The sequence below is a fragment of the Nocardioides cremeus genome, from assembly GCF_030518195.1.
Lineage (GTDB): Bacteria > Actinomycetota > Actinomycetes > Propionibacteriales > Nocardioidaceae > Nocardioides > Nocardioides cremeus.
In genome coordinates this window covers 1-25,102 of sequence record NZ_JAULSC010000002.1, presented here as the reverse complement: position 1 = coordinate 25,102, position 25,102 = coordinate 1, and the positions used below count along the sequence as shown (strand labels likewise).

At 67.0% G+C, this 25,102-nt stretch carries 24 protein-coding genes and 4 pseudogenes; 9 read left to right on the top strand and 19 right to left on the bottom strand.

The window, feature by feature from the left end; all coding sequences use genetic code 11:
* Nucleotides 1-32 precede the first annotated feature (32 nt).
* Nucleotides 33-722, top strand: coding sequence for a hypothetical protein (locus QWJ41_RS03020; RefSeq protein ID WP_302705697.1), 690 nt, complete (start codon nt 33-35; stop codon nt 720-722).
* Between the two features lie 3 nt (nt 723-725).
* Here QWJ41_RS03020 and prfB read toward each other — a convergent pair whose 3' ends face one another.
* From prfB to QWJ41_RS02965, 11 genes are all read right to left on the bottom strand, one after another.
* The gene (gene prfB / locus QWJ41_RS03015; protein ID WP_302705696.1) at nt 726-1,841 is read right to left on the bottom strand and encodes a peptide chain release factor 2; all 1,116 of its coding nucleotides are present in this window, start codon (nt 1,839-1,841) and stop codon (nt 726-728) included.
* A gap of 34 nt (nt 1,842-1,875) precedes the next feature.
* Nucleotides 1,876-2,343 carry a CAP domain-containing protein gene (locus QWJ41_RS03010; protein WP_302705695.1) on the bottom strand — a complete coding sequence of 156 codons (468 nt, stop codon included), beginning with the start codon at nt 2,341-2,343 and terminating at the stop codon, nt 1,876-1,878.
* 80 nt (nt 2,344-2,423) lie between these two features.
* Nucleotides 2,424-3,059, bottom strand: coding sequence for a class F sortase (locus QWJ41_RS03005; RefSeq protein ID WP_302705694.1), 636 nt, complete (start codon nt 3,057-3,059; stop codon nt 2,424-2,426).
* Nucleotides 3,052-4,299, bottom strand: coding sequence for a hypothetical protein (locus QWJ41_RS03000; protein WP_302705693.1), 1,248 nt, complete (start codon nt 4,297-4,299; stop codon nt 3,052-3,054). The genes QWJ41_RS03005 and QWJ41_RS03000 overlap by 8 nt, the downstream gene beginning before the upstream one ends.
* Nucleotides 4,300-4,426: 127 nt before the next feature.
* Nucleotides 4,427-5,755 (bottom strand): cation:proton antiporter, encoded by a 1,329-nt coding sequence (locus QWJ41_RS02995; RefSeq protein WP_302705692.1) that lies wholly within the window; start codon nt 5,753-5,755, stop codon nt 4,427-4,429.
* 64 nt (nt 5,756-5,819) lie between these two features.
* On the bottom strand, nt 5,820-7,340 hold the full coding sequence (locus QWJ41_RS02990; protein ID WP_302705691.1) for a GntP family permease: 1,521 nt from the start codon (nt 7,338-7,340) through the stop codon (nt 5,820-5,822).
* A 174-nt stretch (nt 7,341-7,514) separates the two neighbouring features.
* Nucleotides 7,515-7,973 (bottom strand): pilus assembly protein TadG-related protein, encoded by a 459-nt coding sequence (locus QWJ41_RS02985; RefSeq protein WP_302705690.1) that lies wholly within the window; start codon nt 7,971-7,973, stop codon nt 7,515-7,517.
* Nucleotides 7,970-8,425, bottom strand: coding sequence for a hypothetical protein (locus QWJ41_RS02980; RefSeq protein WP_302705689.1), 456 nt, complete (start codon nt 8,423-8,425; stop codon nt 7,970-7,972). Before QWJ41_RS02980 ends, QWJ41_RS02985 begins: the two co-directional genes overlap by 4 nt.
* A complete protein-coding gene (locus QWJ41_RS02975) occupies nt 8,422-8,811 on the bottom strand; it encodes a TadE/TadG family type IV pilus assembly protein (protein ID WP_302705688.1) in 390 nt (129 codons plus the stop codon). The genes QWJ41_RS02980 and QWJ41_RS02975 overlap by 4 nt, the downstream gene beginning before the upstream one ends.
* Complete coding sequence (locus QWJ41_RS02970) at nt 8,811-9,017, bottom strand: hypothetical protein (protein WP_302705687.1); 207 nt, start codon at nt 9,015-9,017, stop codon at nt 8,811-8,813. Before QWJ41_RS02970 ends, QWJ41_RS02975 begins: the two co-directional genes overlap by 1 nt.
* Before the next feature lie 429 nt (nt 9,018-9,446).
* On the bottom strand, nt 9,447-9,947 hold the full coding sequence (locus QWJ41_RS02965) for an Lsr2 dimerization domain-containing protein (RefSeq protein ID WP_302705686.1): 501 nt from the start codon (nt 9,945-9,947) through the stop codon (nt 9,447-9,449).
* Between the two features lie 95 nt (nt 9,948-10,042).
* On the opposite strand from QWJ41_RS02965, the gene QWJ41_RS02960 reads away from it, so the two are divergent.
* Nucleotides 10,043-11,677: a DNA methyltransferase gene (locus QWJ41_RS02960; protein ID WP_302705685.1), complete on the top strand. Its 1,635-nt coding sequence runs from the start codon at nt 10,043-10,045 to the stop codon at nt 11,675-11,677.
* A 182-nt stretch (nt 11,678-11,859) separates the two neighbouring features.
* On the opposite strand, the gene QWJ41_RS02955 is transcribed toward QWJ41_RS02960, so the two are convergent.
* The 6 genes from QWJ41_RS02955 to QWJ41_RS02930 form a co-directional block, all read right to left on the bottom strand.
* Nucleotides 11,860-12,534 (bottom strand): recombinase family protein, encoded by a 675-nt coding sequence (locus QWJ41_RS02955; RefSeq protein WP_302705684.1) that lies wholly within the window; start codon nt 12,532-12,534, stop codon nt 11,860-11,862.
* A 1,583-nt stretch (nt 12,535-14,117) separates the two neighbouring features.
* Nucleotides 14,118-15,560, bottom strand: coding sequence for a recombinase family protein (locus tag QWJ41_RS02950; RefSeq protein ID WP_302705683.1), 1,443 nt, complete (start codon nt 15,558-15,560; stop codon nt 14,118-14,120).
* Entirely contained in the window at nt 15,557-16,471 is a 915-nt protein-coding gene (locus tag QWJ41_RS02945) for a type II secretion system F family protein (protein WP_302705682.1), read from the bottom strand. The genes QWJ41_RS02950 and QWJ41_RS02945 overlap by 4 nt, the downstream gene beginning before the upstream one ends.
* Nucleotides 16,468-17,322 carry a type II secretion system F family protein gene (locus tag QWJ41_RS02940; protein ID WP_302705681.1) on the bottom strand — a complete coding sequence of 285 codons (855 nt, stop codon included), beginning with the start codon at nt 17,320-17,322 and terminating at the stop codon, nt 16,468-16,470. Before QWJ41_RS02940 ends, QWJ41_RS02945 begins: the two co-directional genes overlap by 4 nt.
* A 2-nt stretch (nt 17,323-17,324) precedes the next feature.
* On the bottom strand, nt 17,325-18,110 hold the full coding sequence (locus QWJ41_RS02935; protein ID WP_302705680.1) for a TadA family conjugal transfer-associated ATPase: 786 nt from the start codon (nt 18,108-18,110) through the stop codon (nt 17,325-17,327).
* A gap of 501 nt (nt 18,111-18,611) precedes the next feature.
* Complete coding sequence (locus QWJ41_RS02930) at nt 18,612-18,959, bottom strand: winged helix-turn-helix transcriptional regulator (protein ID WP_200951053.1); 348 nt, start codon at nt 18,957-18,959, stop codon at nt 18,612-18,614.
* A gap of 99 nt (nt 18,960-19,058) precedes the next feature.
* On the opposite strand from QWJ41_RS02930, the gene QWJ41_RS02925 reads away from it, so the two are divergent.
* From QWJ41_RS02925 to QWJ41_RS02915, 3 genes and pseudogenes are all read left to right on the top strand, one after another.
* Nucleotides 19,059-19,478, top strand: a complete 420-nt coding sequence (locus tag QWJ41_RS02925; protein WP_056675171.1) for a DoxX family protein — start codon at nt 19,059-19,061, stop codon at nt 19,476-19,478.
* Nucleotides 19,479-19,648: 170 nt separating this feature from the next.
* Entirely contained in the window at nt 19,649-19,996 is a 348-nt protein-coding gene (locus QWJ41_RS02920; RefSeq protein WP_336623272.1) for a luciferase domain-containing protein, read from the top strand.
* A gap of 408 nt (nt 19,997-20,404) precedes the next feature.
* A pseudogene (locus tag QWJ41_RS02915) lies at nt 20,405-20,599 on the top strand (IS3-like element ISPfr13 family transposase); the annotation flags it as partial.
* Here QWJ41_RS02915 and QWJ41_RS02910 read toward each other — a convergent pair.
* Nucleotides 20,599-21,246 (bottom strand): annotated as a pseudogene (locus QWJ41_RS02910) (IS630 family transposase); the annotation flags it as partial. The pseudogenes QWJ41_RS02915 and QWJ41_RS02910 sit on opposite strands and share 1 nt — an antisense overlap.
* Nucleotides 21,247-21,456: 210 nt before the next feature.
* Here QWJ41_RS02910 and QWJ41_RS02905 point away from each other — a divergent pair.
* Nucleotides 21,457-21,765, top strand: a complete 309-nt coding sequence (locus QWJ41_RS02905) for a transposase (RefSeq protein WP_302705679.1) — start codon at nt 21,457-21,459, stop codon at nt 21,763-21,765.
* Here QWJ41_RS02905 and QWJ41_RS02900 read toward each other — a convergent pair.
* Nucleotides 21,727-22,884 carry an IS30 family transposase gene (locus QWJ41_RS02900; protein ID WP_302705678.1) on the bottom strand — a complete coding sequence of 386 codons (1,158 nt, stop codon included), beginning with the start codon at nt 22,882-22,884 and terminating at the stop codon, nt 21,727-21,729. The genes QWJ41_RS02905 and QWJ41_RS02900 overlap by 39 nt on opposite strands.
* A 200-nt stretch (nt 22,885-23,084) precedes the next feature.
* Here QWJ41_RS02900 and QWJ41_RS02895 point away from each other — a divergent pair, with 200 nt between their 5' ends.
* From QWJ41_RS02895 to QWJ41_RS02890, 3 genes and pseudogenes are all read left to right on the top strand, one after another.
* Entirely contained in the window at nt 23,085-23,447 is a 363-nt protein-coding gene (locus QWJ41_RS02895) for an IS3 family transposase (RefSeq protein WP_162250901.1), read from the top strand.
* Nucleotides 23,447-23,640, top strand: a pseudogene (locus QWJ41_RS22385) (DDE-type integrase/transposase/recombinase); the annotation flags it as partial. The gene QWJ41_RS02895 and the pseudogene QWJ41_RS22385, both read left to right, overlap by 1 nt.
* A gap of 100 nt (nt 23,641-23,740) precedes the next feature.
* Nucleotides 23,741-24,952: pseudogene (locus QWJ41_RS02890) on the top strand (IS30 family transposase); the annotation flags it as partial.
* Between the last annotated feature and the right edge of the window lie 150 nt (nt 24,953-25,102).

Here is a 25,102-nt window from a genome sequence, read left to right as displayed (position 1 = left end):
GTCGTCGCCGGCCGCGTCCGTAGGGTGTGCGCGTGTCGTCCCGGTCCCCCCGCGCAGCCGCGCTCGCGGCGCCCGCACGGGTGCCGGCGCTGATGCTGGCGCTGGCGCTGCTGCTGGGTGCCTGCAGCTCGCAGCCGCCCTCCCCCGCGCCCGACGCCGCACCGACCGCTCCGGCGCCTTCCGCCGAGCCGACCTCGCTCGACGACCTCGACCCCGCGACGATGAGGGTCCCCCGCGCCTACCTGTGCGCGGGGCTGCCGGCCGCGGCCGTCGAGGCTGCCCTGCTGGGCGAGCCGCGCCGCGTCGAGACCTGGGCCGACGGTGAGCAGGCGCGGCTGACCGACCGGGTCCGCGACGTCGCCCACGAGGGCGGCTGCCGCTTCGACGGCCCCTCGCGCACCAGCGCCGCCGCCTGGGTCTTCGCCCCGCCGGTCGCGCCCCAGCGCGCCGACGAGCTGGCCGCGGCCGCGACCAGCGGCGACCGCGGCTGCCGGGAGGTGCCCGACACGGCGACGTACGGCGACCCGTCGGTGGCGCGCACCTGCCGCACCGGCCCGTTGCGCGAGACCAGGTACGCCGGCCTGGTCGGCGACGCGTGGCTGACCTGCAGCCTCAGCGCGCCCCGGTCGGTCGACCGCGCCGACCTCGAGGCGCGTGCCGACGCGTGGTGCGCCGCGGTGCTGCTCGGCGCCGCGCCGGACCAGACCTCTGCGACGGGCTGAGGATCAGGCGTCGGCCTTGTCGGCGCCGCGGCGCCAGCGGATGCCGGCCTCGAGGAAGCCGTCGAGGTCGCCGTCGAAGACCGCCTGCGGGTTGCCGACCTCGTAGGAGGTCCGCAGGTCCTTGACCACCTGGTAGGGGTTGAGCACGTAGTTGCGCATCTGGTCGCCCCACGATGCCTGCACGTCGCCGCGCATCTCGTCGAGGTGGGCCTTCTCCTCGGCCTTCTTGCGCGCCAGCAGCTTGGCCTTGAGCACCACCATGGCGCTGGCCTTGTTCTGCAGCTGCGACTTCTCGTTCTGGCAGGAGACGACCACGCCGGTGGGGATGTGCGTGAGCCGCACCGCGGAGTCGGTGGTGTTGACCGACTGGCCGCCGGGACCGCCCGAGCGGTAGACGTCGGTGCGGATCTCCTCGTCGGGGATGTCGATCTCGTCGGTCTGCTCCAGCACCGGCACCACCTCGACGGCGGCGAAGGAGGTCTGGCGGCGGCCCTGGTTGTCGAAGGGGCTGATCCGCACCAGGCGGTGGGTGCCGGCCTCGACCGAGAGGGTGCCGTAGGCGTAGGGCGCGTGGATGGCGAAGGTGGCCGACTTCAGGCCCGCCTCCTCCGCGTAGGAGGTGTCGAAGACCTCGACGGGGTACTTGTTGCGCTCGGCCCAGCGGGTGTACATCCGCATCAGGGTCTCGGCGAAGTCGGCCGCGTCGACGCCACCGGCGCCGGCACGGATCGTCACCAGCGCCTCGCGGGCGTCGTACTCGCCCGAGAGCAGGGTGCGGACCTCGAGCTGCTCGACGGACTTCTTGATGCGGCCCAGCTCGCGCTCGGCGTCGGCCATCGAGTCGGCGTCACCCTCCTCGACACCCAGCTCGACGAGGACCTCGAGGTCGTCGATGCGCTCGGACAGCTCGGAGAAGCGGTCGACCTGGCCCTGCAGCAGCGAGAGCCGACCCGTCACGCGGGTGGCGTTGGCCTGGTCGTCCCACAGGTCGGCGGCGCCCACCTGCTCGCCGAGCTCGGCGATCTCGCGACGCATCGCGTCGATGTCGAGCACCTGCTCGACGGTGCGCATGGTCGCCCGGAGCTGCTTGATCTCGATGTCGTAGTCGATGCCTGCCACAAGGCCCAACACTACGCACCCGCGGGGGCGGTTCCTACTTGCGGCCGAAGACCTGGGCCAGGTACCAGGTGCCCGACTCGCTCTGGCGCGCGCCCACGCCGAGCAGGCGGTAGCGCTTCTTGACGATGTTGGCGCGGTGCCCCGGGGAGCCCATCCAGCCCTTCATCACGGCGTCGGCCGAGGTGTAGCCGTAGGCGACGTTCTCGCCCGCCATCGAGAGCGAGCAACCCTTCAGGACCGCGCCCAGGTCCTGGTGGTACATCTTCTCCTTCTTGGCCATCCGCCGGGCCTGCCGCGCGGCGAACTTCTGGACGCAGGCGTTCTTGCCGAGCTTGGCCAGGTCACGGTCGACGCGGACCTCGTTGGTCTTCGACCGCACCGCACCCTGGAAGCCGGCGGCGGTCTTGGCGCTCGCCGGCGGCGTCAGGGTGAGCACCAGGGCGGCGAGGACCGCCACGGTGACCAGCCAGGTCGTCGTGAGGAGGGGGATCCGCGAGAGCATGGCCAGCAGCGTAGGTCAGCACCGCTCGCCGCGCCGATCCTTCGCGGATCCTCCGTATGTCCTTCGCGGACCGTCGGCACCTACCTGGCGGGACGCGCCACCACCACGACGTTGCTCAGGTACTGCTCGCCGTCCCAGTCCTCGCAGGTCAGGAGCACCAGCCGGGCCGGCCCGTCCTGGCGGAACAGCCGCTCGGACTGCTGGGCCAGGCGTCCCTTGCCGAGTGTGCGCACCGTCTCGACCTCGTAGGCGACCCGTCCCTCGTCGCCGACCACGACGACCCGGGCGCCGCGGCCCAGGTCCTCCAGGTCGTCGAGGGCGCCCCCTCCGCTGCTGACCGTGTGACCGGCCAGCAGCGCTCGACCTGTCGACGCGCCCGGCTCTGCCCCCTCCCCCCACCAGCCGACCTGCTGCGGGTCGGTGGGCGGGATCAACGTGTCGCGTCGGGTGCCGACCGGCACGACCGGCGCGTCGATGCCCAGGTCGGGCACCCGGAGGCGCCGCGGACTGCCCGGCTCACGCTCCAGGCGTCGCGGCGACGGGAGGGCCGTCTGCGCGACCGAGGCGCCCTCCCCGGCCGGGGCGCCCTGCTGGGACGCCCCGGCGGGGACGGGCTCCTGGTCGCGCCAGGCGACGACGCCGCCGGCCACCAGCGCGATCGCCGCGCCGGTGAGCAGCCACGACGTCGTACGCCGAGCGAGAGAGGTCTCAGCCATGCGTGCGGCGACGCGCCAGCACGGCCCCGACAGCGACCAGGGCACCGAGCCCGAGGAGCAGCAGCGGCAGCGGCGAGCGCACCCAGTCCGTCACCGAGCGACCGGCCGCGCCGGCGTCGACGGCCGACGGCACGTTGCTGCTGGCCTCCTCGCCGGAGTCTCCGCTGACCGCGGTCCCGTCGGTCCCGTCGGTCCCGTCGGCCCCGTCGGACGAGCCGCTGTCGGTGGAGCCGGTGGTCGAGCTGGCCTGGGTGCCCAGCACGCCGGACCCCTTGTCGGAGCCGTCCGTGCTCTCCGACGAGTCGCCGTCGGCGGACGTCTCGCCATCCTCGCCGCCGGAGCGATCCGCCTCGCAGGGAGCGACCCAGAAGACCTTCGACTTGGTGTCGTTGCCCTGGGACCACTCGGTCGCCACGCTCAGCTTGACGTGGTAGCCCTGCTTGGGGTGCGGCTCGCCGTCGAAGGCGAGGGTGTAGGCCTCCGTGTGGTCGAGACCGGAGTCGGTTCCGGCTCCGCTGGCGTCGTCACCGTCGAGCTGCACGTCGGTGAGCTGGCCCTCGACCACGGTGTACGTGGCGGCGCTGGTGGGTGCCTGCATGGTGAAGGTGACGTCGGAGGTCGCGTCGGGGCCGAAGCCGTACCACTCGACGAGGAAGCTGCAGCCCGGGTGCGGGTTGTTGTCGGGGGTGTCCTTGTCGCCGACGTGGGAGATCTTCACGGTCCCGTTGTTGCCGGCCGGGTCTCCGTCCTTCCCTTTGCCCTTGCCCCCGCCCTTGCCCTTGCCCTGGCCGCCACCCTGTGCGCTGCCAGCCGCGCCGGCGCCGTTGCCGTTGCCGTTGCCGCCGGCGTTCCCGCCGGCGTTGCTGTGCGCGGGGGCGTTGCCCGTGCTCGAACCGGAGCCTGCACCGTTGCCGCCCGCGTTGCCCTTGTCGTTGCCGCCGGCGTTGCTCTTTCCGTTGCCGCCCGCGTTGCTCTTGTCGTTGCCGCCCGCGTTGCTCTTGTCGTTGCCGCCCGCGTTGCTCTTGCCCTTGTCGCCGGCGTTGCTCTTGGCGTTGCTCTTGGCGTTGCTCTTGCCCTTGTCGTTGCCCTTGTTGCTCGCCTGGGCGGAGGCGCCCTTGCCTCCCGGGTCCGCTGCGGCCGGGGCTGCGACGGCTGCCGGACCGAGCGCCACCGCAGCCAGCAGTGCCACCGCGCCGCGGGCGCGGCGTCGGGTCGAGGTGTTCGGGCTCGTCGAACGCATGTGAGACTCCTGAGGTCGGGCCGCGAGGCCGCGTGAGGCGGCGCCCCGAGCGCGCCTTCGACTGGTAGCCGACTCATTCCGCGGGCACGGAGGGTAAAAACCACCTGGTCAGGCGGTTTTCACGCGTTCACGAGTGGGAAGGGGACCTGGCTCCGCCCTGGCGCTCGAGCATCTCCATGGCCGGGCCGACCAGCACCCCGTGCACGAGCACCGAGGCCACGATGGTGAAGCCCACCGTCGACCACAGCCACGGCTGCCCGAAGGCGTCGACCTCGCCGGCGGCGTAGGCGAGGTAGAACAGCGAGCCCACGCCGCGGACGCCGAAGAACGCGGCCGTGCCGCGCTCGGCCCGGGTCAGTCCGCCGCGCTCCCCCGGCGGGACCGGGCGCACGCCGAGAGCCAGGTAGCCGGCCAGCGGCCGCACCACCAGGATCAACCCGAGCCCGATGGCCACGCCGCGCCAGTCGAGCGCCTCGAGCAGGCCGCGGGTCAGCGCGATGCCCAGGACCAGCAGCACGAAGAGGGTCAGCAGCCGCTCGAGCCGCTCGACCACCTCGTGCATCGCCCGGTGGTAGTCGTGGCGCCGCTCGGAGGCGCGGAAGGTCATGGCGCAGGCGAAGACGGCCAGGAACCCGTAGCCGCCGAGCGCCTCGGCCGCGCCGTACGACGCCGCCAGCGCCGCCACGGCGAGCAGCGGCTCGCCACGCTCGGCCACGCGCAGCGACGGCCGCACGGCTCGGAACGCGACGCGGGCCAGCACGTGGCCGACCGCGATGCCGACGAGCACCCCGATCGCGACCTTGCCCACCAGGTACCAGCCCACCCACTCCAGGGCGGTGGCCCCGAACGCCCCGCCGCCCGCGACCAGCACCGCCAGGTAGACGAACGGGAAGGCCAGGCCGTCGTTGAGGCCGGCCTCGGCGGTGAGGGCGAAGCGGACCTCGTCGTCCTCGTCGATCGGGGCGCAGTCGTCCTTCTCCTCGCCCAGGATGCTGCTGGTGGCCGGTCCGCCGACCTGCACGTCGGAGGCCAGCACCGGGTCGGTGGGCGCGAGGACCGCGCCGAGGAGGATGGCGACGGCCGGGGCGAGCCCGGCCCACCAGCCCAGCAGCGCGACGCCGGCGATCGAGAGCGGCATGGCGACGCCGAGCAGGCGCCACGTCGGCGACCAGGCACGGCGCGAGGCCTTCTGGCGCGGGTCGAGCGGGCGGTCGAGCGCCAGGCCGACGCCCATCAGCGCGATCAGGACCGTCAGCTCGGTGATGTGCTCGATGGCGGCCCGGTTCTCCTGCGGGTTCAGCGGCAGGTCGTTGGGCAGCGGGGTCAGGCCCAGCAGCATGCCCAGCCCGACCAGCACCATCGGCGAGGTGAGCGGCAGCCGGCCCAGGGCGCTGGGCAGCACGATCGCCAGCAGCAGGCTGGCTCCGGCCACGAGGTAGACGAGGTCGGCGGTCACAGTCTCGAAACTACCGGGACCGGCCGGGTGGGGAGCCCGGCCGGTCCGAGGTGTGGCGGGTGGCTCAGAAGCCGCCGAAGAGGGTGCCGAGCGTGATCACGACCACCAGGGCGACCAGCGGGATCGCGACGGCGACCACGAAGATGTCCTTGTAGGACTGGCGGTGGGTCAGCCCGCAGATCGCCAGCACCGTGACCACGGCGCCGTTGTGGGGCAAGGCGTCGAAGCCGCCCGCGGCCAGCACGGTGACGCGGTGCATCAGCTCGAGGCTGATGCCCTGGGTGTCGGCGAGGCCGCGGAACTGCTCTCCCAGCGTCTGCAGCGCGATGCTCATGCCGCCCGAGGCCGAGCCGGTGATGCCGGCCAGCACGTTGACGGCGACGGCCAGGGAGATGACCGGGTTGCCGGAGATGCCCAGCACCGCGTCGCGCACGGTGCGGAAGGCGGGCAGCGAGGCGATGACGGCGCCGTACCCGACCTCGCTGGCGGTGTTGAAGATCGGCAGGAACGAGGCCATGGTGCCGGTGTTGACCGACTCCTTGACGTCGCCGAACCGCTTGAGGTTGGTCAGCACGACCACGAGCGTGGCCACGACGAGGGCGACCACGATCGCCCAGATGCCGCCGACGGTGTCGATGTCGGTGTTGCCGTAGGCGTCGCCGGCCAGGTAGTCGGTCTCCATGGCGGGGAAGACCCAGGTGACCAGCACGTAGTTGAGCGCGATGACCACGAAGATCGGCAGGAAGGCGATGAGCACGCTGGGGCGCGGCAGCGTCGACTGGTCGGTCGCGACCGGCTCGCCGGTGGTGGCGGTGGCGGTCGCGGTGCCCTGGCCCTCGGGCGCGGGACCGGACGAGATGGTGGTGCTGCCCCGCTCGCTGCGGTCGCTGCCCCTGCCGGTGACGCGGGACAGGAGGCCGGGGCCCTTGGGCGCGTCGGCGGGCAGGTAGGTCTCGCCGGCGGCGGTGAGCTTCTTGGAGCGGTACATCAGCCACGCGGTGCCGCCGCCGAACATGATGACGGCGGCGATCATGCCCAGGCCGGGCGCGGCGAAGGCGTTGGTGCCGAAGAACGGCGCCGGGATCGCGTTCTGGATCTGCGGGGTGCCCGGCAGGGCGGTCATCGTGAAGGTGAAGGAGCCCAGCGCGATGGTGGCCGGGATCAGGCGCTTGGGCACGCCCGCCTCGCGGAAGAGTGCGGCGGCGATCGGGAAGACCGCGAAGGCGACCACGAAGAGCGAGACGCCGCCGTACGTGAGGATGCCGCAGGCCAGGACGATCGCCAGGATCGCCTTGGTGTCGCCGAGCTTGTCGACGATGAAGTAGGCGATCGACCGCGCCGCTCCGCTGTCGTCCATCATCTTGCCGAAGAGGGCGCCGAGCAGGAACAGCGGGAAGTAGGTGATGAGGTAGTTGCCCAGCGCCGGCATGAACACCTGGGTGTAGGTGGCCAGCATGGGCAGTCCGCCGGCGAAGGCGGTCGCGAGGAGCGCCATCAGCGGGGCCAGGATGATCACGTTGACGCCGCGGTAGGCGAAGAAGATCAGCAGGACCAGCGACAGGATGATTCCGATGAGCCCGATCATGGGCGGGGTTCCTTCCGTTCAGGGCGACCGCGCCCACGGGTGCGTGTGACGACGGTCTCGTGCATTCGGGTGACGCTACGCACACAGCGACCCGACGGGTATGTGTGCGGGACACACAGAACGGCGACGACGTTGTGACTCGCCTAGACGGGTGGGCTTAACCCGGGCGCCGCCTCACCGCTCGACGTCGGAGACGGCCGAGCCCTCGGCCGAGACCATCGGCGCCTCGGGGGCACCGGGGACGCCCAGCGGCAGGTCGAGCGGGGCGCTGACCCGCACCTGCACCGAGGAGCGGGCCTGGTCGACGACCACCACGAACCGCAGCCCGGGGTACTCCTGGTGGGCGCCGACGCTGCGCAGGTAGTCCTCGACGCCGGCGCGGGCGACCCCCGCGTCGAGGGCGAGCTGGTCCTCCGGCACGCCCTCGGTGTACGTCGACGCACCGGTCGCACCCGCGTCGGCGCCGTACAGCGCGGCACCGTCGGCCAGGGTGCTCAGCCCCGAGCGCTGCAGGTAGGCGGCGCTGACGTCGACGACCACCGCCACGCCCAGGGCGAGGACGAAGGCGAACCCGATGATCAGCACGCTGACCTGGCCGGCGTCGTCGCGGCGCCGTGGCTGCCTCCGGCTCATCGGGTGATCTCCTGGTACTGCCCGATCGGGACGGTGTGGCTGGAGGCGAGCGCGAAGCTCGGCGCTCCCCCGCCGAGCACGTCGGGCATCAGCGGCAGCTCGACCCGCGAGTCGACCCGCACGGTGATGACCGCGGTGCCGGAGTGGCAGTCGGCGAACCCGCCGCAGTCGACGTCGATCTCGACCGGAGCGTCCTCGAGACCCTGGTCGGCCAGCGCCTGCTGGGCCGCGGCCCGTGCCCGCTCGCGACCGGTCGAGTCGTCGGGTGCCAGCGCGTAGGCGCGGGCAGCGGACCGGGCGGCGGACTCGACGCCGAACGCGCCGCGCTGCACGTCGAAGACGCTGACCACGATCCACAGCAGTGGCACCAGCAGCAGGATGCCCAGCCAGACCAGCTCGACCAGCGCGCTGCCCCTCTCGTCGCGACGCCGTCGGCCGGCGATGTGGCTCACTGCTCCTCCTCGACGGCGTGGCTGGCGACCTGGAGGCCGACCCCGGGTCCGCCGAGACCCAGGGCGGGCACGGTGGCTCGCACCGTGACGACCACGGTGGGCGCGCCGTCGACGAGGACCGTGCGGGCCGAGACGTCCTGGGCGAAGCGGCCCGAGACCGCGCCGTCGATCTGGCTGCGGGTGCGGGCCACCCCGTCGGCCTCGCCGCGCCCCGCGGTGGCGGCGTACCGGGCGCCCTCGGAGGCCGCCGAGGCCAGGGTGTTGCGCACCAGCAGCACCAGCGAGACCTGCAGGATGCCCAGCACCAGCGGCACGAGCACCACCAGCACCAGGACGAAGTCGACGATCGCCGCACCGCGGCAGCCGCGCCGACGCAGCAGCGGCACTACTTCACCTTGTTCAGCGCGTTGCGCAGCATCTGCCCGAGCTCGTCCTGGGCGATCGAGCCGATGGCGACCACGATGCCGGCCGACATCACGGTGACCAGCACCCAGCCGGGCACGTCACCGCGCTCGCCGCGACGCCGACGAGGCGCGGGCGCCACCAGGGCGAGCCAGAGCAGCACCAGGCGGTGCGCGAGGAGGGAGGTCATGAGGGGTCCTTTCCCGAGAGGGTCATGGGGTGGTCAGGTCGAGCCCGACGACGCCGGGCCAGAAGGCGAAGAGGATGGTCACGGGCAGCACACAACCAGTCTCAAACAGGAACCTTCGACGCGGCACATACCACAGCGGGAGGCAGGGAACTTACACGGGTGTCATTCGACCGGTAGACTGTGGCCCCAGACACAGCGAAAGGAGGTGAGAGCATGGCAGGGAAGAAGGCCAGCGGCCCGTACCGCAGCGCCAAGACGGGCCGCTACGTGACCGAGAAGTACGGCAAGTCGCACCCCAACACCACGGTCAAGGAGAGCAAGAAGAAGTAGCAGCAAGCGGAAGACCCGGGACAACGCAACTGTCCCGGGTCTTTCCGTGTCCGAACATAGACGACGCAGGTTCGTCAGTCAGGCGAACACGCGGCTATCTCAGGCGTCCTTGTAGTCGGCCCTCTGCGGGGCTTCTGCTGCCTCGTCCCCGTAGTACCGCACCGCCTCAGGGTTGTCGGCGTAGTAGGCCGCTAGAAGGTCAGCCTTGATGATGCCCTTCTCACCGGGGACGGCACCGCTGAACTTCTCAGACCCTCGCGCCCACTCCTGTATGTCCTTGCGCTGGTCCTTCTTGGCTTCGTTGAACTCGGCAAGGTCCGCCTTGAACTTCTCGGATGCCTCACCAGAGAGACGGAAGTTGCCGCCACTCTCGGCGCGTCGCTCAGCGGCCTGCTGCCTCATGGCTTCCCTGTGGTCGTAAGCAACCTCAGCATCCTTGGTGAAGTCAGCGAGGAAGTCCCGCAACTTGCCCTCGTTCTCAGGAGACAGGTACAGCCGGTACCGCTGACCGCCGAGACTCAGACTGATTGGTTCGGTGTCGGCGGGAAGTTCCTTGCCGTCGTAGTCGTCGTACAGAACTTCAATCGTCTTCTTGGGCATGACCGCTCCTAAGGTTGCTCAACAGGGACAAGTCAACCACAACGCCGCAACTGATAGGGTCGCGCTCAATCGGCTAGGCAGGAGTGCGGGGCTTCATGGCAGACAACAAACTGTTTTACGGCGACAACTTAGAGGTACTGCGTCAGCACATTGAGTCTGATTCAGTTGACCTTGTTTACCTCGACCCGCCTTTCAACTCTAACCGAAACTACAATGTTCTGTTCGGGCGACACGAAACGCACCCGGCCGACGATGCGGCACAAATGCAAGCATTCGGGGATACGTGGGTCTGGACGCCAGAGACAGAAGAACAGTATCTGGAACTCATTCAAGGCGGCACACCCAACCGAGTAGCCGACGCCCTCACAGCATTTCGAACACTGCTTGGCGAGAACGACGCCATGGCCTACTTGGTAAATATGACGCCACGGTTGGTCGAACTGCATCGTGTACTGAAGTCCACGGGAAGCATGTACCTTCATTGCGACCCGACCATGAGCCATTATCTGAAGGTTCTGCTGGATGCAACATTCGGGCCGACGATGTACCGCAATGAAATCACTTGGCGACGAACCTCTACGGTCAAGGGCAACGCCGGTCAAGGGGCACGCCACTTCGGGCGCAATACTGACATCATCCTTTTCTACACGAAGTCAGATATCTACACGTTCAATCCGGTCTTTCAACCGTACTCTGACGAGTACCTTCGCAAAAAGTTCTCATATGTCGAGGAAGGAACGGGGCGCCGTTTCCAGACCGTCAGCATGGAAGGTCCCGGGGGCGCAGCCAAGGGGAATCCGCTCTACGAAGTGCTCGGCGTGACCCGCTATTGGCGTTTCAGCAAGCCAGAGATGGAACGCCTAATCAGCGAGGGTCGTGTCCACCAAGCAAAACCGGGAAATGTTCCCCGACAAAAGTACTATTTGGATGAGGCGAAGGGCGTACAACTACAGTCTCTCTGGTCAGACATTGACGCTATCAACTCTCAGGCAGCCGAAAGACTCGGGTATCCAACGCAGAAGCCTCTCGCTCTCCTTGAGCGGATTCTCGCCGTTAGTACCAATCCCGGCGACACAGTGTTAGACCCGTTCTGTGGGTGCGGAACTACCGTTGACGCTGCACAGAGTCTAAATCGCAAGTGGCTCGGCATTGACGTTACCTACATTGCCATTGACCTCATCCGTAAGCGTCTCCGCCACACCTACGGGGAAGAGATTGAGGGAACATACGACGTTCTGGGCATCCCACGCGACCGCGCCGGAGCGTTTGCCCTGTTCAGTCAATCGCCCTTTGACTTTGAGCGGTGGGCCGTCTCCCTTGTCAATGCTCAGCCGAACGAGAAGCAAGTAGGAGACAAGGGCATAGACGGCGTGGCCCGATTCTTCCTAGACGCTAGCGGCAAGAACTTTGGCCGCATTCTCGTATCGGTCAAGGGCGGCAAGACGATTGGCCCTCAGTTTGTGCGCGACTTGCTTGGCACCGTAGAGACTCAGAAGGCTGAAATGGGAATCCTCATCACCATGACTGAGCCGACACGGGGAATCATCGACGCGGTGAACCACGCGGGCACCTACACGCATCCGGCCAACGGCCAGAAGTTCCCCAAGGTTCAGGTTATTACAGTTGACCAGTTGCTCAGAGGCGAGAAGCCCAACGTTCCGCTGACGATGCTTCCATACATCGAAGCCAAGCGAGCACGCTTGAAGAACACGGATGAGGGACTGTTCTAGAAACCTGCTGAGCCTCAAAATGTATAAATCTGCCTGTGGTGCTTGATACACCCATGCGAGCGCACTAGCCGTTTCGGATAGTGCGCCCATGCTCTGCGACGCTCTGAGCCTCTTACGTTTCCTGTTGGCTCTTGGCTACCCCTTCCTTTGCCACGGCGCTCAGAGGGCCGTTTCTGTCCCTCCTAGGCCACGGCTACCGCATCGAGTGAGGCAGAGGTTAGAACCGCCTTGACCGTGCTGGGGTACCACTTCGCACCGCCCCTTGCCGTAGGCACGCTCTCAGCGTTCAGACCCTCCGCGATTGCCGCCAACGTCCTACCGCCCTCCCGCTCCTTGACGATGCGCTCAGTGACTTCCTGAGCCATGACACGCGGCCTACCCAGCCGGACACCTTGCGCCTTTAGTTGCTGCATGGCCGCGCTCGTGCGCTGTCCGATGATGCGCCGCTCATACTCAGCAAATGAGGCCATGACAGAGGCCATGAGTTGCCCGCTTGGGGTTGTCGTGTCTACGGCCATATCCAGCACGACAAGTTGCCAGCCCTCGTGCTCTGCCTGAGCCATGAGGCCAGCGAAGTCCAGTAGCGAGCGGCTGAGCCTGTCCAACTTGCTTACAACCAGTACCCCGGCTTTGCCAGCCCTCAGCCGGTCCAGTGCGTCAGTGATGCCGGGACGGGCAAGGCTCTTGGCTGAGTAGCCGTCGTCAGTGACGTACTCGACCGCATCCCAGCCCCGGCGCTGAGCCTCTGCACCGATTGCCGCTCGCTGGTCAGCCAAGCCAAGGCCGCTGAGTGCCTGCTCTTCCGTTGAGACTCGGCAATACCCAATGACTACTGCTGAACGATTCCTCTTCTTCATAGTCTCATCATACATGAAAGGTTCGGTTTCTGTAACTAGAGACTATGGTTCTTAGGGAAGAGGCAAGGTCAGCCAAGCAACTTGCGAGCAACTAGCGACCTTGGCCCTCCCTACCCCGCGATTACGAAACGCCCATGCGTTCACGGGGACTTTCACGAAACCTCAGCCTCACTCACGGACATATGCGGCTAGGTCAACATTCTGAGGCTTGCGTAGGTCATACGTTGCTGTAACGGCCTTTGGTGAGGCTTGGAAGGTTGCCACATAGCCGGTCAGGTTGAGCGCACTCATTACGGCGTATGGCGTTCCTAGACCTTGGGTTAGGTGGAGGGTCATTACCCATACCGGCCCCTTACGTTCCTCAACCTCTGTGCTGTCTACAAGCGCACACAGACAGTCATAGCCTGTTCCCTTCAGGCAGGACAGCCCTAGCAACTCCCTAGGGCACTCCCCCTCTACCGGCTCATTGCTGAGGGCGGTGCTGCTGATGACTTCTCCCAACTCAGTCATCTTGACTCACCGTGCTCTCTAGCAGACTCAGGTGACGTAGCACCTTGGCTGAGTCCTTCGTAATGTCTACGCTCATGCTTTGGGCTAGTAGCAAGGCATTGGTTAGGCGGATGCTCTCTCGTACCGCCTCTGTCTGCTCTCTGATTGCTTCCTCTAGTCCTGTGTTTACTTCAATACTCATATTGCTTTCTCCTTAAGTTATTTATTGTCTACCGCCGCGAACGGCGGTAACCGCCCCGCAGGGCGGGCCGGTACTGCTAAAGACTCTCAATCACAATCTCTGAGAATCTCAATCTCTTCATCTTCAATCACTCATGCACTTCCTTTAACTTGTTACTCGCTTCCCTCACGCAAGACGCTTGCGTCTTGCCGGATGGGGTCAAGGGAAGGTGTCCTTCCCTCGTGCTAATCAACAACTTTGATGCTTGGGGATTTTGGGCAGGGGCGACTCAGGGAACCGTTGGCCTAGAGGTCGCTCACGCTTGTTTCGCAACAATCGCTTAGGGAGAGTAGTGCTATCACGCCTCCCGGTTATCCACCACGCTCGGTTATACCGCCAAGCCTGCCCGGTTGTAAGCGCCCTAGAAACAACAAACCCCTAGGGAGGGAACCGGGCAGTACCTCAACCTAGGGGTTATGAGTCTTACGACTCTGTTTGTTGCAAACCTACGATAAGCCTTTCTAACCCGGTTCCGCTTACAGTATCCATTCTACCACATTACTTCTCTCAATGCGATAGTCTGCAAGAAAGTTGTTGGCCGCTCTGAGTTATAGAATGCTAAGACTCAGAGCGACCGAAGGGGCGAGTGAGAAAGCGCCACGCTGCAACCTGCCCCAAGTGTTACAACGCTGCTTGTGTCCCCAGACAGCAGAAGGACATAAACTGTCTGGGGATGAGCGGTGCGAAGCACTCCGCATAAGAGGATTGGTTTCCCGTCAATCTTCACTCGCTCTACTTCTATTATACCGTCTAACGATTATGACCCGTTATCGTTATTGATTCGTTACATATTCCAGTAACCAAGTCTGAGTCTGTCTACTTTATCGCTCACTCTGTATAGATTATTGAGCCGTTACAGAGAACTCAGGTACTTGAAAACCTCTTGCGGGTCGTCACTCTTGAACTCTGCCTCATGCTCAATCCACGTCAGGCGGCTTTGGTCAAACTTCCTACCTACCCGCCCCTTGTGCAGACGCACACCGGCAAACCGATTAAGGAGGGCGGTACGGGGGTTGTCCTGCCACTGTTCACCTGACGTGCTCTCAGACCACTCAGACGAATACTCAACCTCAGGAATGTTGCGCCTAAGTGCCTTCAAAGACGTGAGACGTTCAGCCAGAGCCATAACGTCGGCGTCGTCGTCCTGCATGCGTCGCACCGTCTCATTGATTTGATTGTTTATCTCAGTCAAGTCATAGTCAGTTGGCTGAGAGACGAAGCGGGCAAAGTGCAAGTGCCCGAACTCAGACAAGAACCGTTCCTCAACGATGCTCTCTAGGTTCGTCACCTGCTGACCGCAACCAGACTTGCCCTGACATTGAAAAACACGAACCTTCTTACCGTTCATCGTCTTAGCGTTGCGGTACATCTTTCTGTCGCAGTGTCCACACCACACCAGACCGGCTAGGTAGGACTCTGTAGCGGCCTTGTAGGGCTCAGAGTTTGCTAGGCGGTCTTCTAGTGCTCTGAACTGCTCAACGGTCACCACAGCCAAATCCTCGCGGATAATCGGCATGCCGTCAGTACCGCGCAAGACTTCACTACCCCGCTGCTTGCCCACGTTGCCGGGGTTGTGCGGTGTCATGCCCGCTAGAACGGGATTGAGAAGCATCCGCTTAGTGACTGTGACCGTCCAGTAGGCGGCACTGTTCTTCCTGCCCGTGCGCGGCGCTACCTCGTCCAAGTAGGTACAAACGCTGTTCACTGAGTCGCCGTTAAGTACGCGCTCTACCGCCTCAATGAGAAATGGAATCGTCTCAGGGTCTTTGGCTAGTACCTTGCCGGGACCGTTGGGGTTAGGTGCGTTCCAGTAACCAAAGGGTGCCGCTCCACCCGCTACCCGCCCCGCCTTGATGAGTGCCTGACGTGCCGCCGTGACTCGCGCTCTAATCGCTTCCGCTTCCATCTCAGCGAACACGGCAAGCATGGTTGCGAAGGCTCGACCTTGCGGCGTTGTCATATCAACAGGGTCATTCACCGCCGCGACAGCGGCCCCGCGCTCCTGTAGTGCCTTGTCAGCGTTGAGAAAGTCCAGAACCTTGCGAGCGAGGCGGTCAATCTTCCAGACCAACACAACGTCGTATGAGCCTCTGGGATGGGCTAGGACTTCCTGCCAGCCTCTGCGGTTCTCAGGGGCGTTGGCAGACGCGCTAACGCCGTCGTCTCGATGCTCAGCGACTACCTGCCAGCCACGGGCACGGCAGTAGTCCCGTCCTGCCTCTAGTTGGCGCTCGATGCTGACAGACTCATCCGTAGCGATAGACAGGCGTGCGTACAGAACCGCTCTCTTGCTCACACGAGAAGGTTACTGGTTCGCACAGGCAGCACCAGGAACACGACGGGCACCATCATCAGCACCTCGCGCCGGGCGGCGGACTCGATGAGCTCGCGACGCCCGGCCTCGCGGACGTCAGCGGCCTGGGCGTGCAGCACGTCGGCCAGCGGGGTGCCGCGCTCCACGGCGGTGGCGATGCCCTGGGCGAAGCGGGAGACGAGGGGAAGCCCGCTGGTCGCGGCCAGCTCGTCGAAGGCCGAGCCGACCGGCTCGCCGGTGCGCACCTGGGCCAGCACCCGGGCGAGGTCGGCCGACAGGTCGCCGCCCGATCGGCTGACCACGCGGTCCAGGGCCCCGACCGGGCTCTCCCCCGCCGCCACGGCGAGGGCGAGCAGCTCGGCCACGGTGGGGAACTCGGCGAGGATCCGGCGCTCGCGGGCGCGGACCTGGCCGGAGAGGTGGTTGTCGCGCCCCAGCACCCCCACCACGAAGGCGATGGCGCAGACCAGCGCCGAGCTGACGACGGCTCCCGGGTCGCCCAGGGTGCGCAGCAGGCCCCAGGCCGCGGCCACCGAGAAGGCCACCAGCCCCCACTGCACCTGCTCGACCCGGAACTCGTGGACGGTCTTGTCGAGACCTGCCCGGGCCAGGCGACGGCGCACCGACGTGGCCCCGCCCAGCACCCGTTCGACGCTCTGGGCCATCGAGCGCAGCACCGGGCCGAACACCGCGACGACGACCGAGGAGCCCGCGCCCCCGCCGGCCGCCGCCCGGGGCGCCGTAGGCATGCCGACGGCGGGCAGGTCACGCAGGTAGGGCAGCACGCGGGAGGCGAGCTGCGGGCGGCGTACGGCGCGCAACCGGGCCGCGACCAGCAGCAGACCGGCGGCCGTCGTGGCGCCCAGCAGCGCGCCCCACATCGCGAGGCTCACGAGAGGATCCGCCGCTCGGTCGGCAGCCGGCCGATGCGCATCATCAACCGGTAGGCCAGCACGCACAGACCGGCGCCCACCCCCAGCACCACGACCCCGGCGGGCGAGGCGTAGCGGCGGATCACGTCGCTCTGCAGCGACATCAGCAGCAGCACCACCCACGGCGCGGCGACCGCGAGGCGGGCCCCGTTGACGGTCCAGGCCTGTCGCGACTCGAGCTCCGAGCGGGTCCGTGCGTCCTCGCGCAGGTAGCCCGACAGGTTGCGCAGCAGCCGGCCGAGCTCCCCGCCGCCGACCTCACGAGCGACCCGCAGCCCCTCCACCACCCGGTCCCCCACCGGGTCGGCGAGCCGGTCCTTGAGCCGGTCGAGGCTCTCCCCGAACCGGCCCGAGACCTGGTAGTCGATGGCGAACCCGGTGAACGCCTCGCGCAGCGGCTCCGGCCCGCGCGTGCCCAGCGCCGACAGCGCATCGGGCAGCGACATGCCCGCCCGCACCGCGGAGGCCAGGTTGTCGACGGCCTCGGGCCAGACCTCGGCGAACTCGCGCAGCCGGCGACGGGCGCGGGCCGCCACCACCGTGACCGGCAGGTACGCCGCGAGCACACCGAAGACGATCGCCACCGGCGGCGTGCGGGAGACCAGCTGCACCAGCAGCGCGGCACCGGCGCCGGAGACCGCGCACAGCAGCACGAACGACGTCGACGAGACGCCTCGCAGCCCGGCGGAGCCCAGCAACCGCTCGAGGCGGCCCGGCCCGCGCGATGCGATCCTCGGGCGCAGGGGCATCGTGAACGCCGACCAGATCAGCAGCAGGCCGACACCCACCCCGAGCCCCACGAGCGCGCCCACGCTCAGGCCTCCTGCTCCGCGCCCACCGCGAGCAGGCGTCGTACGTCGATGCCGTGGCGCTCGTAGAGCTCGGTGCGCGGCGGCATCCCCTGAGCCCGGCGCAGCTCGCCGTCGGAGCGGCGGAAGATCGGCTCGACCTCGATGATGTCGTTCTCGGTGCGGCCCGGCACGGCCACGATCTCCTCCACGTGGCGCCGGCCCCGGTGGTCGAGGCCGAGGTGGACCACCAGGTCGACCGACGAGGCGACGGTCGGCACCACGAACCTCGAGCCGATGTTCTCGCCGGCCAGCAGCGGCAGCGTGCACATCTTGACCAGCGCCTCACGCGCGGAATTGGCGTGCAGGGTGCACATGCCGGGCAAGCCGGAGTTGAGTGCCAGCACCAGGTCGAGGCACTCCTCGGCGCGCACCTCACCCACGATCACCCGGCTGGGCCGCATCCGCAGCGTCTCCTTGACCAGGTCGCGCAGCCGGATCTCGCCGGTCCCCTCCAGACCGGCTTGCCGGGTCTGCAACGGCACCCAGTCGGGGTGCGGGAAGCGCAGCTCGAAGACCTCCTCGGCCGAGATCACCCGCTCGCTGCCGGGGATGGCGGCGGCCAGGCAGTTCAGCATCGTGGTCTTGCCGGCCTGGGTGCCTCCGGAGACCAGGATGTTGAGCCCGGCCCGCACCGAGGCGTGCAGGAACGCGGCGGCCTGCGGGGTCAGGCTGCCCAGCTCGACCAGGTCGTCGAGGCGTGCGGCGCGCAGCACGAACTTGCGGATGTTGACCGCAGTGACAAAAACCACTGCATGTTGACCTGCAGTTATGTGTTCAAGCGCTCCGACGTGTCGTCACCGATGGAGCATCCTTCAAGCCACTCCCCCGCCGTCCACATCTCGGTACGTAGGGCCTCAGGAAAGACCAGACCGGCAGTCCCCGCGCAGCCACTTTGTCCGATGGCGTCACGGTCGGCCGTTCGGTCGACCTCGACCATCCCCACTACTCGAAGCGCAGCACCCAAGAGGGGCACACTGAACAGCACAAGCACCGACGGCCAGTCTGATGCGCTCGTTTGAGCAGGGGCCGCCTTCTTCATTCTGGACGAGGATTCCCACCGACACCACGGGACAGTCGAGCCCTGGTTTCGCGACGTCCGGCGTTCTACCACATGTCACGGCGAGGCGTCCCGACGATGCAGCCGTGGTCACTCTTGCCGCCGGCACGACGCGCAACCCAGCAGGGCAGTGGCCACGATGAATGCGGGCCGTCGGACCCGCATCGTCGATATGCGGTCACCGGGATGCCCTTCACTCAGCAACCGGGTTCCAGTCCGCCGCCCAGGCCGATATCGCGTCGATGACCGGTCCCAGCGCCCTTCCCTTGGGCGTCAGCAGGTATCGCGGGGCACTTGAGGTGCCTGGGCAGATCCGCGAGAGGAGTCCTTCGCGTTCCAGCTCTCGCAGCCGCTCGGTCAGCAGGCGGTCGGAAATTCCAGGGATCGCGGCGTGGATCTCACCGAAGCGCTCAGCGTGGGTCATCAGCGCGTGGAGGATGACACCGTTCCAACGCCGGCCCAGCAGTTCCACCGTCTGGTGGAACTGAGGGCAGTAGCGTCCGCAGTCATTGTCCACCGGACCGATCAGCCCGTCCGCCACCTCGACCCCACCTCTGCATCAAGCTTGATTGACCTGCGGTCAGGCTACTGCTATAACTCAACCACTTACTCATAGTAAGTATCGATCGTAGGAGGAAGCGTGGATGTTCTGGTACTCATCGGGAGGGTGCTCTTCGCCCTACTCTTCCTCGGATCAGGCTACGGACACCTCGCACAGAGGGAGATGATGGCCGGATACGCCGCCGGTAAGGGAGTGCCCGCCGCGCCCGTCATGGTCGTCCTGACCGGCCTGCAGCTCCTGGCCGGCGCACTCATGGTGGCCCTGGGGATCTGGCCCGACGTCGGGGCCCTGTTGCTCGCGGCCTTCCTGCTACCCACCGCCTTCATCATGCACGGCTTCTGGGCCGAGACCGACCCCGGAGCCAAGGTCATGGAACAGACCCAGTTCCTCAAAGACCTCTCGCTGGCCGGTGCGGCACTCGTGATGTTCGCGGCCTTCGCCTACCTCGGTGACGATCTCGGCCTCGTCCTCGTCGGACCGCTATTCACCCTGTCATGAGCAAAGCCGTCCCTGTCCCTGTTCCCATGCCCCAGCGCCCTGGCCCGCGGCCCTCGACGACCCCGACGAACCCACACACCCAGCTCGACCAGCAGCCCCGCGATGACCAACCACGGGAGCGCCTGATCGGGCAGATCGGCACCCTGCCGGGGGTGGTCTGGGCGGGCTCGATGATCTCCGTCCCCGGTGCGCAGGCGCTCACCCTGCCTCAAGGCCCGGCCCAAGGGCCACCGGATGCGTTCATGATCGGCACCGAGTTCGCCCACCTCCACCCATCCCCCGATCAATCCCTACACCTGGTCCTGCCGCCTCCGACCGCCGAGGCTGCGATCGAGGCTGGCTGGGCCGAGCAGCACCCGATCGCCCGCCTCGGGATCATCTCGCCGGGGGCGGTCATGGTCTACGCCCCACGCGATGCATACGAGGCGGACATCGCCGCTGGCCTCGTACGGGCATCCTACGCCTACGCAATCGGTGCAGAACCTCCGATCACCACCGGGAACGAGCGCGGGCACTGACGGCAACGCCGGCTCTCAGGTCGCGCTGTTAGGAACCACGCCACTCCAACAGCTGGACCTCATCGCAGGAAGACTCGCTGGCAATCTGGCCCTCAAACACCGGCACGTTGGGCGACATGGGACGACGAGGGTGCGGCACCTTCGGCCGCTGACGCCAAGACCGCGGACTGCGACCCGAAGGCGGAACTCGCCGAACGGACCATCGAGCTCATGCGCGCGCGGCGGTGAGATGCTCTCGGCGCAGCCGCCAAACCTGGGCGACCAGCCCGGGGTGCAACGCTGGACCGACTTCACAGTTGAGCAGCACGACGACTTCGTCATCTTGTAGAACAACGCCTCGGGTGTACGCGCGGCGGCATCGCGCCTGATCCGCGCGGACTGGGACCTGTAGTGCCTCACATCAAGAACCCGCAACCGCTGATCATGGGCTTCATTGACACGATGAGAAGCCAGGGCCACGCGGTCGAGTCGATCTGCCGGGCCCTGCGCGAGCAGGGCTGCCAGATCGCCGCGGACCTACCGCAGCTGGAAGCGAGCAGGCCGAGTCGTCGCGGTGCGGACCGTGAGTGACGCCACGTCGTCAACGCGGTGCGTGACATCGCCTAGTGTCCTGAGTCGTTGATTCGCGTGCAGTAGCGGGCTATGGAGTCGAGGATCTGGTCGGCCGTCTTGGTCCAGACGTAGGGCCTGGGGTTCTCGTTCCAGGTCTTGATCCAGCCGCGGATGTCGTTGTTGAGGGCGCGGACGCTCGTGTGCGCGCCGCGCTGGAGCTTCTTGGTGGTCAGCTCGGAGAACCAGCGCTCGACCAGGTTGAGCCACGAGCTCGAAGTCGGGGTGAAGTGCACCACGAAGCGCGGATGGGCGACCAGCCAGCGCTGGATCACGGGGGTCTTGTGGGTCGAGACGTTGTCCATCACCAGGTGCACTGCGAGGTCGTCGGGAACCTCCTTGTCGATCGTGGTCAGGAACTTCTTGAACTCGATCGCCCGGTGCCGGGCGTGCAGCTGGCCGATGACCTTGCCGGTGGTGATGTCGAGTGCGGCGTAGAGGCTGGAGGTGCCGTGGCGGGTGTAGTCATGGGTGGCGCGCTGCGGGGTCCCCGGCAACATCGGCAAGATCGGTGCGGTCCGGTCCAGCGCCTGGATCTGGGACTTCTCATCGACGCACAGCACCACGGCCCGTTCAGGTGGGGCGAGGTAGAGCCCGACGACGTCCTTGACCTTGTCGACGAACTGCGGGTCCTTCGACAGCAGTCCCCGGGATAGGCCAGTTGCGGAGTGACGCGCCGTGCTTGCGGTGCTCGGTTGGCGACCGACGGCGTTCGGTCATCACCTGGGTCTTGAGTAGTCAAACCCAGCTGCCTAGCGGCACCCGCTGCACTGCACAACCCGTCTTCAAGGTCGGGGGTGAATAGCCCTGGGTCTGATGGAGGCTCTCTCAATCCATGGAGGATGAGAGTCATGGCAGCACCCAGGAAGGACCCCGACGAGCTGCGTGAGCGGGCCACGAGGATGGCCGTCGAGCTCCGGCAAGATCCCGAGACCAAGGTCGGTGCGATCAATCGTGTGGCCGAGCAACTCGGCATGCACCCCGAGACGTTGCGCAACTGGGTCCGGCAGGCCGAGGCCGACGGTGGTGTCCGGCCCGGCACCACGACCAGCGACGGGCATCGGTTGGCCGAGCTCGAGCGGGAGAATCGCGAGTTGCGTCGGACCAACCACATGGCGCATTCAAACGGTGGGCGCAAGGAACTCTGCGAGCTTCTCTGATGGTGTCAGATAGCCCAGGGTCTTGCGCGGTCGGTTGTTGAGGCTGTCCTGGATCGCGTCGAGCCCATCGCGGGTGACGATGCTCAGGTCACTGCCCTTGGGCAGGTACTGGCGCAGGAGCCCGTTGGTGTTCTCGTTGCTGCCGCGCTGCCACGGCGAGTGGGGATCGCAGAAGTAGATTGGGATGCCGGTGGCAGTGGTGAAGGCGGCGTGCTTGGACATCTCTGCGCCCTGGTCCCAGGTGATCGTCCTGGCCAACGACGAGGGCAAAGCCGTGATCGCTATACGCATCGCGGCCTCGACCTGCTCGGCACTCTTCCCGTCCGGCAGGTGCAGCAGCAGAACCATCCGGGTGGTCCGTTCGACGAGCGTGCCGACCGCGCTGCGGCTGCCTTCACCGAGGATCAAATCGCCCTCCCAGTGCCCGGGCACTGCCCGGTCGTCGGCTTCCGCAGGACGCTCGCTGAGCATCACCATGCCGGGGATTCGGCCTCGGCCGTCGGTGGTCCCGCGGGGCTTGCGGGAGGCGCGGCCAGACCGCAGACAACGGGCGAGCTCGCGTCGCAGTTCGCCGCGGCCCTGCACGAACAGCGACTGGTAAATCGTCTCGTGGCTCACGCGCATCTCCGGGTCGTCGGCGTGATCCAACCGTAGGCGTGCGGCGATCTCCTGCGGTGACCACAGCTGCTCGAGCTGCTTGGCCACCTCGTCGAGGAGTCGCCCAGATGCGAGCTTGAACGGTTTGGGGCGTCGGGCCTGCTCGCGGGCACGTTCGTGGGCATGCCAGGCCGAGTACCGGGTACGGCCACCGCCGCGCTTCACCTCGCGGCTGACGGTGGACACTGCCCGGCCGAGTTGCTCAGCGATCGCGGTGAAGGTGTCTCCGCGGTTGACCCCGAGCAGGATCTGTTCGCGCTCGTCGATGGTCAGCTGGCCGGCACGAGGCTGCCAGCCGTACGGCTTAGCGTCGACATGCCGACCGGTGCGGGCCATGATGCCGACCATCGGTGCGCTGCAGCCGATCTCCTTGGCGATGTCGACCAGTCGCCAGCCCTTCGCATGCAGCCGGAGTGCGAGCTGCTTCTGCTCCCGGCTGAGATGCCCGTGCTTGCCCTGCATCCGGATCCTCCTGTGGTCAGTGACGGCCTCATCTCACAGGACTCGTTGCGCCCACCGTTTGAATCCGCCCATTCTGAGGACGGCTTCGGCTTTCTTCGCGGCGGAGCTCGACCGCCCCACGAACAGGTAGTTGCCTACATCGAGGCTCATCGCCACGACGTGGTCGATGGCGCGAGGTCGGGGTCGAGCCGATCTGTGCCGTGCTGAAGAAGGCCGGCTTCACGATCGCCCGGAGCAGCTACTACGCCGCGAAGACCAGGCCGCCGTCGGCACGTGCGATCCGCGACGCCGAACTGGTCGAGGATATCAAGGTCGCCCACAAGGCCAACCTCGGGGTCTACGGCGCGCGGAAGATCCACGCCGAGCTCAACCGCGAGGGCGTGAAGGTCGCCCGCTGCACCGTCGAGCGACTCATGAGGGCTGAGGGGCTGCGCGGGATCCCGCGGGAGAAGACCCGCAAGACCACCCTCGGCGACGGCGCTGAGACCGAACGACCCGAGGACCTTGTCAGCAGGAAGTTCGTCGCGACAGCACCGAACCAGCTGTGGGTGGCCGACCCCTGACCTACGTCAGGACCCACGCTGGCTGGACTATGTCGCGTTCGTCCTCGATGTCTTCGCCCGAATGATCGTCGGCTGGCAGGTGTCCACCAGCCTGCGCACCGACCTGGCGTTGGACGCCCTCGACATGGGCCTTTGGAACCGGCAACGGGCCGGGCAGGATGTCACCGGCTTGGTCCATCACAGCGACCGTGGAGTATCGGGCGAAATCAACCGGTCGTCGCAACACCTCGACTGCATGGAGGTGTTCGGTGGTTCGTCGACAACAGGATGCGGATCGTGCGGTGCGGCCGGCGATGCGGTCGCCTGGGCGTCCGTATCCACCCCCGGCATGTGGAGCAGGAGTTCTGGCGGCGGATCGCCGAAGGGATGGGCAGCGAGGACGCCGCGGCCGCTGTTGGCGTGTCAGGCCCGGTCGGGTCGCGGTGGTTCCGCCACGGTGGCGGGATGCCACCGATCACTCTTGCCGCACCGTCAGGCAGGTATCTGTCGTTCGTTGAGCGGGAGGAGGTCGCCATCCTGAGGGCGCAGGACCAAGGGGTGCGCGAGATCGCCCGGCGGGTCGGTCGGCATCCCTCGACGATCTCGCGCGAGTTGCGACGCAACGCCGCCACCCGCAGCGGGAAAGTGGAGTACCACGCTTCGGTGGCGCAGTGGAAGGCCCGGAGCGCAGCCAAGCGCGCCAAGACCGCGAGGCTCGTCGAGAACCCGCGGCTGCGCGACTACGTCCAGGACAAGCTCGCCGGTGTGCTCCGTGGACCAGATGGCGTGGAGATCATCGGGCCGGACGTGGCGCCCTGGAAGGGGCGGAACAAGCCGCACCGTCAAGACCGCCGTTGGGCGTTGGCGTGGAGTCCGCAGCAGATCGCCAACAGGCTCCCGATCGACTTCCCCGATGATGAGTCCATGCGGATCAGCCACGAGGCGATCTACCAAGAGCTCTACATCGAGGGCCGCGGCGCGCTCAAACGCGAGCTGGTCGCCTGCCTGCGCACCGGTCGGGCGCTGCGCGTGCCCCGGGCCAGATCACGCAATACGCCCGGCGCCCACGTCACCGCGGACGTCGTGATCAGCCAGCGGCCCGCCGAGGCTGCCGACCGCGCGGTGCCCGGTCACTGGGAAGGCGACCTCATCATCGGGCTGAACCGCTCCGCGATCGGCACTCTGGTCGAACGCACCACCAGGTACACGATGCTCGTGCACCTGCCCCGTGCCGAGGGCTACGGGATCGTTGCGCCCACGAAGAACGGTCCACCGCTGGGCGGCTACGGCGCGGTCGCGATGAAGGACGCCCTCGCCACGACGATGACGACCCTGCCAGAGCAGCTGCGTCGCACGCTGACCTGGGACCGCGGCAAGGAACTGTCCCAACACGCCCAGTTCAAGAGCGAGACCGGGATCGCGGTCTACTTCGCCGACCCCCACTCGCCCTGGCAGCGGGCCACCAACGAGAACCACACGGCCTGCGGCGCCAGTACTTCCCCAAGGGCACCGACCTGTCCCGGTGGGAGCGCACGAGATGCAGGCCGTCGAAACAGTGAGAATGACAAGCCCATTTGGCCCCACTGTGCTGCTTTGATTTGGCCCCACCCTCCGGGTCAATGCATCGGTTCCGGGGTTGGCTCCCGGGGGGGGGTCAGGTGGTGGCGGGGTCCTTT